Here is a 12228-nt window from a genome sequence, read left to right as displayed (position 1 = left end):
ATTCCTTCTCAATATGGGCTTAGCGCGCGCGTGAGGGTTGCAGGGCGGCGATCATATCCGGCCAGCGATCCGCGCCAGCCCACAGACGCATCTGCTCGATATCCGGTGCCATCAGGCGGTCTTTTTCCAGGTAAGGCACGCGTTCGCGGATGGCGGCGAGCACGTTTTCCAGCTGAGGGGAGCTGTGCAGCGGGCGGATAAAATCAATACCCTGTGCAGCGGCCATCGCTTCGATGCCGACCACTGCAGCGGTGTTAAAACACATCGCGCCCAGACGACGGGCGGCGTAGGTTGCCATGGAAACGTGATCTTCCTGGTTTGCGGAGGTGGGCAGGCTGTCGACGCTGCCCGGATGGGCCAGCGATTTGTTTTCAGAGGCCAGCGCAGCGGCGGTCACCTGAGCGATCATAAAGCCGGAGTTCACCCCACCATCGTTCACCAGGAACGGCGGCAGACCGGAAAGGCCGGTATCCAGCAGCAGCGCCAGGCGACGCTCAGAGATGGCACCGATTTCGGCAACGGCCAGTGCGATGATATCGGCGGCAAACGCCACCGGCTCGGCGTGGAAGTTACCGCCGGAAATCACTTCGCCGGTGTCGGTAAACACCAGCGGGTTATCGGAGGCGGCATTAGCTTCAATCTGTAACACTTTCGCCGCATGATTGAGGTTATCGAGGCAGGCGCCCATCACCTGTGGGACACAGCGAATGGAGTAGGGGTCCTGCACGCGGCCACAGTTGGCATGCGAAGTGAGGATTTCACTGCCTTCCAGAAGCGCTGACACCGCAGCGGCCACGTCAATCTGACCCTGCTGACCACGCGCTTCATGAATACGGTGATCGAAAGGTTTGATCGAGCCTTTAATGGCTTCCAGCGACAGAGCGCCCGCCACCAACCCGGCGGCAAACACATTCTCCCCCTCGAACAGGCCGCGCAGTGCCAGCGCCGTCGACACCTGGGTACCGTTGAGTAGCGCCAGGCCCTCTTTGGGTCCCAGCACAAAGGGCTTCAGCCCGGCGATCGCCAGCCCTTCAGTGGCAGGTATCAGTTTGCCCTGTACGCGGACGTCACCTTCACCCAGCAGCATCAGCGACAGATGTGCCAGCGGGGCCAAATCGCCGGAGGCGCCAACGGAGCCTTTTTCCGGGATGCACGGCATGATGCCTGCGTTAAACAGGGCGAGCAGTGCGTCGACAAGTTCAATACGTATTCCCGAATGACCGCGCGCGAGACTGATGACTTTGGTCGCCATAATCACGCGCACAACATCATCTGGCAGCAGATCACCCAGCCCGACGCTGTGTGAGAGAACAAGGTTACGTTGCAGCTCGGCCAGGCGTTCCGTTGGAATGGTGGTTTGTGCCAGTTTGCCAAAACCGGTGTTGATGCCGTAGGTCACTTTGCCTTCTTTGACGATCGCGGCCACCGTGGCACTCGCCTGCTGAATACGGCTGCGTGACGTTTCGTCCAGCGCCAGTGTGACACCCCCGCGATAGATCCTTTTGAGGGTGGCCAGGTCCACCTTGCCCGGCGTCAGCAGGCAATGATGCGTAGTCAGTGACATGGTATACTCCTGTATAGACAACTAAGGTTGCTGTGTTTTGTTAGGAAGACGTTAATGAGTGAAACACATGTGTATAGTCTTGTCTATACAACCAGCAAGAGTTGTGCCAGCTGCGTCACAAAAACGATTTCGGAGAAAATGTGTGTTTAACCGGGGATTTTTCCAGCAGCCCGCGCACAGCAGGCTTTCGGGTTTGCACTGCATCAGGGCATCATGCTTTATTCAGGTGCGGTCCGGATGTCTATACATATCAGGTTTTAGCCCGTAAACTTCCGTTATCAGATAATTAAGGAATCCGCTATGGTCGTGCAGACTGCCATTTCACAACTCTCCGCAGCCATGAGCGATCAGCCTGCTCCGATTTACCTGCGTGTTAAGCAGGCGATTATCAGCCAGATCCGTGAAGGGGTGTGGAAAGCCAACCAGCGCGTGCCGTCAGAAAGCGAGCTGGTCAATGAACTCGGCGTCAGCCGTATGACCATCAACCGCGCACTGCGCGAACTCACCAGCGAAGGGTATCTGATCCGTATGCAGGGGGTGGGCACCTTTGTGGCCGAAGTGAAGGGCTATACGGCAATGCTGGAAGTGCACAATATCGCAGAAGAGATCGCCCAGCGTGGTCATCGGCACAGCAGCAAAATCCTCACGCTGCGCGAATGTAAAGCCGACCCGGAACAAGCGGCTGTGCTGGGATTAGCCACCGGTCAGTCACTGTTCCACTCGCTGATGGTGCATTACGAAAACGAGCAACCCGTACAGCTGGAAGATCGCCTGGTGAATCCGCAAATGGCACCGGATTATCTGCAACAGGACTATGAGCATCAGACGCCTTATACCTATCTGATGCATGTGGCACCGCTGACAGCAGGTGAGCATATTGTGGAAGCGGTATTGCCGGATGCACAGCAGTGCCGTCATCTGGCAATCGAGGCTACGGAACCCTGCCTGTTGATCCGCCGCCAGACCTGGAGCGAGGGCAAGATTGTGACTTACGCGCGCCTGCTCTATCCTGGTTCACGCTATCAGTTATTCGGACGTTTTAAGTGAAGTGTGCCCCAGAGCAACTGCGCATCTTCTGACACCGGGATAAACGCCCCGGCATTGTTCTCCCACCATGCGCCCTGGCCCGCTTTTAGCAGCGTTTGCTGATGCTGCCACTGACCTGAAATCACATACACCACGCCCGCCTCAATCGCCGCAGGTGCAAAGCGCGTGGTGGCAATCCCCGCCTCCGGCAGAAAAGCACTGCGCCGTGCCATGATATTAAAGTCTGTACTGATTTTGCCGGAGAGCCGGGCGCTGATGGCTTCTTCGCCACGAAAGGCGAACGGCTGATGCAGGCTCAACGGCTGATAAAGCTGGTCATGACGATAGAGCGCCACATCCCCGCTGAGCAGCGTAATAATGCGATCGATGCCGGGGAACAGTGAAAAATCACCGTCAGCGGCAATGGTGGCAATGCTAATGCGCCAGTCAAAATCCGCTGCACCGGGTGGATAGCTGACAATTTCCCGCGTTTCACCACCGCCATTACGCCAGCGGCTGGCGGGCAGGCGGTTGCTCTCATACAGATGGATCACTGTAATGCCTCCAGGGCATCACGCAGATCGGCATTAATTGCGGTCTGTTGTGCATGCTGTCCGTCACGGATGCGCTGCTGTCCGGCGACAAACACATCCTGAATCTGGCTACGGTGGCCGGCAAACAGCCAGCGGTTCAGCAGTGAGGTATCCGGGGTGCTGTCCAGCAGGGCATCCCCGGCCAGCACCAGCCAGTCAGCGCGGTAGCCGGGCTGCAGGCTGCCGATCTTCACGCCGCATGCCTGAGCACCACCTGCCAGCGCTTGCTGATACAGCACGTCACCCACTGACGGTTCCTGCGCGGTCACAATACGGTTGCGGCGGCGGTCGCGCAGTCGCTGGGCATATTCCAGCCAGCGCAACTCTTCCACCACATCCAGCGAAACATGGCTGTCAGAGCCAATCCCCCAGCGACCGCCCTGAGCCACGTAGTCGGTGGCCGGGAAAATCCCGTCCCCCAGATTAGCCTCGGTGGTCGGGCACAGACCGGCAACGGCCTGGCTGGCGGCAAGGCGGCGGATCTCCTGTTCGTCCAGATGCGTGGCGTGAATCAGACACCAGCGTGAATCCACGGCAAAGCGATCCAGCAGCCAGCTCACCGGGCGTTCACCGCTCCAGGCCAGCGAGTCGTTGACTTCTTTTTCCTGCTCCGCAATATGAATATGCACCGGAAGATCGGCGGGACTGCTTTCCAACACCTCGCGCATCTGCTGTTCGTTCACCGCACGCAGAGAATGGAAGCACAGCCCCTGGTTGTACAACGGCCGCCCGGCAATCAGCTGGTGCAGGCGCTGCTGCTGAGCCAGATAGGTGTTGGTATCCTGAATAAACCGTTTCTGCCCCGGCTGTGCGGGCTGGCTGCCAAATCCGGCATAACTGTACAACACGGGTAACAGTGTCTGACCAATGCCGCTGCGGTCGGCGGCGTGAATCAACTGGCGCAGCATCGCATCGTCAGGATAGGGCTGGCCATCGGGCTGATGGTGCAGATAGTGGAACTCGGCCACCTGGGTATAGCCGCCTTTCAGCATATCAACATACAGATGTGTGGCGATGGCACCGACCTGCTGCGGCGACAGACGCTGCACCATGCGATACATCAGGTCGCGCCAGGTCCAGAAGCTGTCCTGCGGGTCACCCGCCACTTCGGCCAGCCCGGCCATCGCCCGCTGGAAAGCGTGTGAGTGCAGGTTGGCCATCGCAGGCAGCACGACGCCATTAAGCCGCTGTGCTCCCTCGGGCGTGCTGTTGGCAGCAGTGGCGGTGATCATGCCCTGTGCATCGACATCAATCAGGACATTGCGCTGCCAGCCATCGGCCAGCAGGGCGCGGGGCGCAAAAAAGCGTGTCATGGTTGCTTCCTGTGCAATGAGGTTGTATATACATATACATACTTATGATTCAACAGTAAAGTGCATAACATGGGAGAGCGGATGAACCAGCAACTCAGCTGCGACCATCTTTGGTATGGGGCCGATATTGTCACCATGCAGGATGGGCGTTACAGCATCATTGAGCAAGGCGCCATTGCCGTCAGCGGGGAAGAGATTGTCTGGCTGGGGCCTTATACACACAGTGCGCATATTGCGGCCAGTCAGCGCACCGATCTCGGCGGGGGGATCATCACGCCCGGTCTGGTGGACTGTCATACGCATCTGGTGTTTGGGGGCGATCGCAGCCATGAGTTTGAACAACGTCTGAACGGGGTCAGTTACAGCGAGATTGCGGCCCAGGGCGGGGGCATTTTGTCTACCGTGCGCGCAACCCGCAGCGCTTCCCAGGCGCAGTTAGTGGCCAGTGCCCGCAAGCGCCTCGATCATTTGCTGGCCGAGGGTGTCACCACCGTTGAGATTAAATCCGGTTACGGGCTGGAAATTGCCAGCGAGCTGCGGATGCTGCAGGCCATTCGTCAACTGGCGCAGCAGGTACCTGCACAGATCCAGGCAACCTGCCTGGCGGCACATGCGGTGCCGCCGGAGTATCAGCAGCAGCCCGATGCCTGGGTTGACGTCATTTGTGATCGGCTGTTGCCTCAGGTGGCGGCAGAAGGTCTGGCCGATGCGGTGGATGCCTTCTGCGAGCACCTGGCCTTTTCCCCCGATCAGGTACGGCGGGTCTTTACCGCGGCGCAGCGGCTCGGATTGCCAGTGAAGCTGCACGCAGAACAGCTGTCACCGCTGGGTGGCAGTGCGCTTGCGGCAGAATTTAATGCGCTGTCGGCGGACCATGTGGAATATGCCACTGAAACTGACGTTGCTGCGATGGCGCAACATGGCACCGTTGCCGTACTGCTGCCCGGTGCTTTTTATCTGTTGCGTGAAACACAGCGCCCGCCTGTTGAGTTGTTCCGCCGTTATCAGGTGCCGATGGCGCTGGCCAGCGACGCCAATCCGGGAACGTCCCCGGCTTTGTCACTGCGTCTGATGCTGAATATGGGCTGCACGCTGTTTGGTATGACGCCGGAAGAGGCGCTGGCAGGAGTGACGCTGAACGGTGCGCGTGCATTGGGTCTGGCCGATCGACTGGGTTCGCTGGAGGTGGGTAAGTTGGCCGATTTCGTCCACTGGCCGCTGGCGCGCCCGGCTGAACTGGTTTACTGGCTTGGCGGGCAGTTACCCTGCCGGGTCATCTTTCGTGGAGAAGAACGATGAACGCTTATCAATTCAGCGCCGGTACGCTTCCGCTGCTGCTCAGTATTCCCCATGCGGGCACGCAGCTCACGCCTGAAGTGGAATCCGGCTTAAGTGATGCCGCACGCGGGCTGCCCGATACCGACTGGCATATCCCTCAACTGTACGACTTTGCCCGGGCAATGGGCGTCAGCGTGCTGGTGGGCAACTATTCACGCTTTGTTATCGACCTCAATCGTCCGCCGGATAACCAGGCACTGTACACCACGGCGACCACCGGGCTTTATCCGGAAACCCTGTTTGACGGCTCTCCAACGTTTGCCCCGGGAAAAACACCGATACCGGCACAGCGTGAAGGTTATCTGCAGCATATCTGGCAGCCATATCATGACAAAATCGAGCAGGAGCTGGCGCGGATCAGGCATCAATTTGGTTATGCGCTGTTATTTGACGCCCATTCGATAGCGTCAGTTATCCCACGTTTATTTGATGGCAAATTACCGGATTTGAATCTGGGAACCAACGATGGTGCCAGTTGCCACCCGGAACTGGCGCAACAGCTCGCTGCCTGCTGTGATGCCCAGTCTCAATTTAGCTGGGTGCTGAATGGGCGCTTTAAAGGCGGCTATATTACCCGCGCTTACGGTAAACCGCAGGAGAACCAGCATGCGGTGCAGCTGGAACTGGCGCAGTGTCATTATATGGATGAGCAGCCGCCCTTTGGCTGGAGAGAAGATAAAGCCAGCAGGCTTCAGCCGCTGCTTAAGCAGCTGATCGAGACGCTGCTGCACTACGGAAAATCGCGTTGATCTTTCGGGCGCAACGGTGTTGCGCCCTGATTTTATCTGCCTTACAACAATTTTTATGTCTTACAACAACGTTTCTGTCTTACAACAACAGGGTTTCAATGTCCTGCCAGTTTTCCACGCGTCGGTAGCCCGTCACATGACGGTTATGCGGCGCCGAATAGAGAATGCCTTCCCCGCAGAAATTCGCGAAGTTAATCACGTTATCATCGATCATATAGTCGGCATTGATAATGCTTTTGTTGCCGCAGAACACGATATTGCTGGGTTTGATGGCCGGGAAGTGTTGTTTCAGCCACTGGAATTTAGCGTTGAACGATGTCGGCACTTCCATCGCAGCGGTGGTAATAAAAATCTCGTAATGCTCGCTCAGCCGGGCGATCACCCGCTGACTGTCGGCGATCACGCCCAGGTCGGCAAAGAAGGTGGGGTCGCCGACCAGCTCAAAGATTTCCACCAGTTTATCTTGATCGTCCTGATGCAGATTAAACAGGTTCAGCTCATCCGGCATCAGCTGCTGTGAAAAATGGGCGTTCCAGGTGGCTAATATCTTAGTATGAAAATCAGCGATGACTTCATCCATATCGATGGCGATGCGTTTCATAATCACTCCATGACTAATGTTTTTAGAATTCGCATCATAGCAAAAAAGCCTGCGGACGGCATGTCGGCGTTTGTCATGCCTGCCTCACTGAATGGTCTGCTATCTGACGTTTATTCCATTGCACCTGCCGGGCATGCCCGACTTGTATTTAACCCCGGGCATCCGGCCTGACCATATCAAACTTCAGCGCTTCACTGATGCCGTAATAGGCGGAGGGGCCGCCTGCACGCAGGATCGGTTCTGCTTTTGCCGTCTGATAGATCCCGTCAACCAGCAGATCCTGATCAATATGGATCGCCACCACTTCGCCCAATACCAGCCAGGTCGGGATCTGCTCGCCATCGGCGGTTTGCAACTGAATGCACTGTGAGAGTCGGCACTCAAAATTGACCGGGCTTTCGGCCACCATACTGACGTTTACCAGGCTGGCCGGCAGGGCAGTCAGCCCCGCATAAGCAAACTCATCCTCGCCGTGGGCAAGAGAGGCCGAGCTTTCATTCATCGGAACGGCCAGCGAACGTGTCGCCAGGTTCCAGACAAATTCTCCGGTTTCAACGATGTTCGCCACGCTGTCTTTCCAGCCGCTGCTGGCGAACCCAATCACTGGAGGGCGGTAATTAAAGCAGTTAAAGAAGCTATAGGGTGCGAGATTACGCTGCCCGGCCACATTCTGTGAACTGATCCAGCCAATCGGGCGCGGACCAATGATCGCATTGAGTGGATCGTGCGGCAGGCCGTGGCCTTGTTTAGGTTGATACGAATGACGCGTACGCAAAGGGAACTCCTATAATAATAAAGATAAATATTAATGACTTAAGTCAAATGCATTCAGTTGGAAAATCATTTGAAACATGCAATATATTAGGGGCGCTATCTAAGAAGATATGCCCTTATATTTTTTAAGGAACTTAATTTTAAGGAGCTTTACATGTATTCAAATGCCTCGCGTTTTACTGCAACCCCTCTTCTGATTGCTGCCGCGGTACTGTTTTCGGCTACAGCGGCTACAGCGGCGGATAATAGCGCATTTTTTGATGCCGCATTATGCAAACCAGCCTACACCACCAAGGCTGCCAGCGCGCTCTACAATGAAGCAGAAAAAGTGTCCAAATATCAGCTGGTGGGTGCAATGGCGGTTTACCCGCTGACTGAAGCTGTGGTCAAAGATGGTTACAGCACCAAAGCCTTTGTGCTGGCAGGTACCACCTACGGCGTGCTGGTCGAAGGCAATAAAGCCGATGAGCTGGCGAAAACTTATCAGTTAACGCCTGAGCCCAAAAACCCGATGATCGTGGCGACCAAAAGCTACATTCGCGTATTAGCTGATGCCGACCAGCCTTCACCGGAGATGGGACGCGTGGCGATCACGGCACGTGAAGCGCAGGGGATCCCGGGTAAGACACTGCTAAGCTGCGAATTTACGTCATTAGCCGATCTCGAAGCGATGAAAGCGATGGCGAAATAGTCAGCACAAAAATCAGGGCCGTCAGGCCCTTTTTCTCTCAGCAGGCGCTCCCCACCCGCAGGCACAACGCGTGAATTATCTGCCAGTGGTTTACCATTAATAGCGCAGCAGGTATCTTACGCGTCTGCTGATAAGAGAATGACTGATGAAAACCCCTGTTGAAAAAAATGTGCTTCACCCCCGTAACCGTCATCGCGGTCGCTACGATTTTGCCGCGCTGATTGCCAGCCATCCCTCCCTGGCACCTTTTGTCGCGGTCAATAACTGGGGCAGCGAGTCCGTGGACTTCGGCAATCCCGATGCCGTTAAGGCGCTGAATCAGGCCCTGCTGAGCCATTTTTATCAGATCGCTCACTGGGATATCCCGGAAGGTTTCCTTTGCCCGCCAGTGCCGGGACGTGCCGATTATATTCATCATCTGGCTGACCTGTTGGCGGAAGATAACCGCCGCGTGGTGCCGCGTGACATTAACGTGCTGGACGTCGGCTGCGGTGCAAACCTGATTTATCCGTTGATTGGCCACAGCGAATACCAGTGGCGCTTTACCGGCAGTGAAGTCAACGAGCAGGCGATGACCTCCGCCAATACGATTATCGCGGCGAATCCGGGCCTGAACCGTGCCGTTCGTCTGCGCCGTCAGAAAGACACTAACGCGATTTTTAAAGGTGTGATTCACAAAAGTGAGCTGTATCAGGCCGTACTGTGTAACCCACCGTTCCACGCATCCGCAGCCGATGCCCACCAGGGCAGCCAGCGGAAGCTGCGCAACCTGGGGCTGGATCGCCACTCTCCGTTGAACTTCGGCGGGCAGCAGGACGAACTCTGGTGTGAAGGCGGCGAAGTGGCGTTTATCAAGCGCATGATTGAAGAGAGCGCCAGCTTCGGCCGTCAGTGCGTGTGGTTCACCACGCTGGTATCACGCAAAGAGCATCTGCCGGAGCTGTGGCGTACGCTGGAAGAGGCGGATGTTGCTGCCATGCGTACCGTTGAAATGGCGCAGGGACAGAAGCAGAGCCGCTTTATTGCGTGGAGTTTTATGGAACAGCCGCAGAGAACGCGCAACCTTAATCTTTAACCTTGCCGCTGTGTGAGTCGGCCCGTTTCGTTTAAGCGGGCGTCAAACACCCTGTTCGTGTGCGCGAATCCTCTTCTCCTGTAGTGGCGATCGGCAGAAAAGTATAGACCGTCAAGACGGTGTGAAAGAGAAAGGAGAGGTTTTGAGACAAAGACGAAAAGCAGGGGCGAACGCAGGTTCGCCCCTGAAGGGATTACGACACGTGCTGTAAGAACTCACGCAGACGGGCGCTTGGCGGGTTGGAGATCAACTCGTCAGGGTTACCGTCTTCCGCAATACGGCCTTTATCGATAAAGATCAGGCGCGATGCCACTTTCTGCGCAAAGCCCACTTCGTGGGTCACGATGACCATGGTCATGCCTTCTTCAGCCAGGTCCTGCATCACTTTTAACACTTCGTGACGCAGCTCCGGGTCAAGCGCAGAGGTGGGTTCATCGAACAGCATCATTTTCGGCTTCACGGCTAGCGCACGGGCAATCGCCACGCGCTGCTGCTGGCCACCGGACAGCTCGGAAGGGAAGTGGTTAGCACGTTCAGCCAGGCCGACTTTACCCAGCAGTTCCTTCGCCAGACGCTGAGCATCGGCTTTCTTCGCACCGCGTACGCGGATAGTACCGAAGGCAACGTTGTCCAGCGCACTCATCTGTGGGAACAGATGGAACTGCTGGAATACCATGCCCGCTTCCTGGCGGATCAGACGATCGTCCACTTTCGGGTCGTTGACCTTTTTGCCATCAACAATCAAATCACCGCTGGTGATCTCTTCCAGTTTGTTGATGCAGCGCAGCAGTGTGGATTTACCGGAACCCGATGGGCCGATAATCACCACCACTTCGCCCTGGTTTATTTTCAGATCGATGTCATGCAGGACCTGAGTAGCACCGAAGTGCTTGGAAACATTTTTAAATTCAATCACAGGATTTTCATCCTTCTCTCAAGGCGACGCAGAACGAAACTCAGCACCAGCGTAATAATCAGATAGATAACCGCAACGGCGCTCCAGATTTCCAGTGCGCGGAAGTTACCTGCAATAATTTCCTGTCCCTGGCGGGTCAGTTCTGCCACACCAATCACGATAAACAGTGAGGTGTCTTTGATGCTGACGATCCACTGGTTACCCAGCGGTGGCAGCATACGGCGCAGCGCCAGCGGCATAATCACGTAGCGCAGCGTTTCACGGCTGGAGAGGCCCAGCGCCAGGCCGGCTTCACGGAAGCCACGGTTAATCGACAGCACAGCACCACGCGTAATCTCAGCGATGTAGGCACCTGAGTTGATCATGATGGTCACCACCGCAGCAGTGAACGGGTCGATTCTGAAATCGGGCAGTGCCATTGGCAGTGCGAAATAGATAAACATCACCTGCACCACGATAGGGGTGCCACGGATCAGTTCAATGAAAACCAGCGCGATGTTGCGTGAAAGCCAGCCACCGTAGGCGCGGGCGAAACCTGCGGCCAGACCGATGATCACACCGCCAAGCAGACCGAGGACCGAAATCCACAGGGTCATTTTGGCACCTTCAAGCAGGATTGGAATAGCAGGCCAGATGGCGCTCCAGTCAAACTGCATGTTTATTCTCCGGATCTAAAACAGTGTGTTGATGTGGAAAAAACGCAGGAGCAACACGCTCCTGCATTTAAGGCGTTACCGATATTTTCTTATTATTTAGGTTCGCTGCCGAACCATTTTTTGTACAACGTATTGTAGGTGCCGTTCTCACGCAGTGTTTTCAGTGCGCCGTTCACTTTCCCACGCAGCTCATCACTGCCTTTCGGGAAGGCGATACCGTACTGCTGTGCTTCAATTGACTCACCTACAGCTTTGAACTGGCCTTTGCCTGCGGTGTGGATGAAGTAAAGAATGTTTGGTGTGTCGTGCAGGACCGCGTCAGCACGGTTGGTACCCAGTTCCATATAGGCATTGTCGATGTTCGGGAACTGACGCAGATCTTTAAATTTGATGTGCTGTTTAGCGTAGTCAACCGATCCGGTGCCGCTCTTCACTGCAACCACTTTGCCATTCAGGTCATTGATGCCTTTGATGGCATCGTTACCCGCTTTCACCATCACTAACAGGCCGCTTTTGTAATAGCCGTCAGAGAAGTCGATCGCTTTTTGGCGCTCTTCAGTAATGGTGATACCGGCCAGAGCCAGGTCAACGTTACGGGTTTGCAGCGCAGGAATGATGCCGCTGAAGTCCATTGGCTTCAGGGTGTATTCCATGTTCAGTTGTTTGGCAATCGCATCCCACAGGTCGATGTCGAAACCGACATATTTATCACCCTGTTTGAATTCAAAAGGCACGAAAGCGGTATCGGTAGCAACAACCAGTTTTTTGTCAGCAGCCGTGGAAGACATCGCAAACGCCAGCGTCAGCGCTGCAAGAGAAACCTTAAAAATTGACTTCATCATTTTATCCTTATCGCTTCTCGGGAAAGGTCTTTCCCGATTAAATGCCCGCAGCCCTATGAAAGAATCGTGCCAGTTTTGCAAAAACAATGA

General features: G+C 55.7%; 13 protein-coding genes. 5 read left to right on the top strand and 8 right to left on the bottom strand.

The features are described from left to right. Positions 1 to 19 precede the first annotated feature (19 nt). Positions 20 to 1564: a histidine ammonia-lyase gene (gene hutH / locus FY046_RS07165; RefSeq protein WP_133841122.1), complete on the bottom strand. Its 1545-nt coding sequence runs from the start codon at positions 1562 to 1564 to the stop codon at positions 20 to 22. Between the two features lie 300 nt (positions 1565 to 1864). On the opposite strand from hutH, the gene hutC reads away from it, so the two are divergent. Then, positions 1865 to 2611 carry a histidine utilization repressor gene (gene hutC, locus FY046_RS07160; protein WP_167864889.1) on the top strand — a complete coding sequence of 249 codons (747 nt, stop codon included), beginning with the start codon at positions 1865 to 1867 and terminating at the stop codon, positions 2609 to 2611. On the opposite strand, the gene FY046_RS07155 is transcribed toward hutC, so the two are convergent. Together FY046_RS07155 and FY046_RS07150 are read right to left on the bottom strand one after the other, a co-directional pair. Next, positions 2587 to 3144, bottom strand: a complete 558-nt coding sequence (locus tag FY046_RS07155) for a HutD/Ves family protein (protein ID WP_133841120.1) — start codon at positions 3142 to 3144, stop codon at positions 2587 to 2589. The two genes, hutC and FY046_RS07155, sit on opposite strands and share 25 nt — an antisense overlap. Beyond that, a complete protein-coding gene (locus FY046_RS07150; RefSeq protein WP_133841119.1) occupies positions 3141 to 4496 on the bottom strand; it encodes a formimidoylglutamate deiminase in 1356 nt (451 codons plus the stop codon). The genes FY046_RS07155 and FY046_RS07150 overlap by 4 nt, the downstream gene beginning before the upstream one ends. 81 nt (positions 4497 to 4577) lie before the next feature. Here FY046_RS07150 and hutI point away from each other — a divergent pair, with 81 nt between their 5' ends. Both hutI and hutG read left to right on the top strand, forming a co-directional pair. After that, on the top strand, positions 4578 to 5795 hold the full coding sequence (hutI, locus tag FY046_RS07145) for an imidazolonepropionase (RefSeq protein WP_167864887.1): 1218 nt from the start codon (positions 4578 to 4580) through the stop codon (positions 5793 to 5795). Next, the gene (gene hutG / locus FY046_RS07140; RefSeq protein ID WP_167864886.1) at positions 5792 to 6583 is read left to right on the top strand and encodes an N-formylglutamate deformylase; all 792 of its coding nucleotides are present in this window, start codon (positions 5792 to 5794) and stop codon (positions 6581 to 6583) included. Before hutI ends, hutG begins: the two co-directional genes overlap by 4 nt. A gap of 79 nt (positions 6584 to 6662) precedes the next feature. On the opposite strand, the gene FY046_RS07135 is transcribed toward hutG, so the two are convergent. After that, positions 6663 to 7184, bottom strand: coding sequence for a 5' nucleotidase, NT5C type (locus tag FY046_RS07135; RefSeq protein WP_133841116.1), 522 nt, complete (start codon positions 7182 to 7184; stop codon positions 6663 to 6665). Positions 7185 to 7332: 148 nt separating this feature from the next. After that, entirely contained in the window at positions 7333 to 7959 is a 627-nt protein-coding gene (locus tag FY046_RS07130) for a flavin reductase family protein (RefSeq protein ID WP_159338096.1), read from the bottom strand. A gap of 153 nt (positions 7960 to 8112) precedes the next feature. Between FY046_RS07130 and FY046_RS07125 the strand changes: the two genes are divergently transcribed. Both FY046_RS07125 and rlmF read left to right on the top strand, forming a co-directional pair. Continuing rightward, positions 8113 to 8649, top strand: a complete 537-nt coding sequence (locus FY046_RS07125) for a hypothetical protein (RefSeq protein WP_133841114.1) — start codon at positions 8113 to 8115, stop codon at positions 8647 to 8649. A 145-nt stretch (positions 8650 to 8794) separates the two neighbouring features. After that, the gene (gene rlmF, locus FY046_RS07120; protein WP_446185908.1) at positions 8795 to 9724 is read left to right on the top strand and encodes a 23S rRNA (adenine(1618)-N(6))-methyltransferase RlmF; all 930 of its coding nucleotides are present in this window, start codon (positions 8795 to 8797) and stop codon (positions 9722 to 9724) included. 193 nt (positions 9725 to 9917) lie between these two features. Here the strand turns inward: rlmF and glnQ are convergent, their stop codons facing one another. From glnQ to glnH, 3 genes are all read right to left on the bottom strand, one after another. Next, positions 9918 to 10640, bottom strand: a complete 723-nt coding sequence (gene glnQ / locus FY046_RS07115; RefSeq protein ID WP_446185907.1) for a glutamine ABC transporter ATP-binding protein GlnQ — start codon at positions 10638 to 10640, stop codon at positions 9918 to 9920. Further along, complete coding sequence (glnP, locus tag FY046_RS07110; protein ID WP_062746608.1) at positions 10637 to 11296, bottom strand: glutamine ABC transporter permease GlnP; 660 nt, start codon at positions 11294 to 11296, stop codon at positions 10637 to 10639. The genes glnQ and glnP overlap by 4 nt, the downstream gene beginning before the upstream one ends. A gap of 92 nt (positions 11297 to 11388) precedes the next feature. Beyond that, positions 11389 to 12135, bottom strand: coding sequence for a glutamine ABC transporter substrate-binding protein GlnH (gene glnH, locus FY046_RS07105; protein WP_133842094.1), 747 nt, complete (start codon positions 12133 to 12135; stop codon positions 11389 to 11391). Between the last annotated feature and the right edge of the window lie 93 nt (positions 12136 to 12228).

The organism is Erwinia sp. 1181_3 (assembly GCF_052824965.1).
This window is presented reverse-complemented; position numbering and strand designations above follow the sequence as displayed.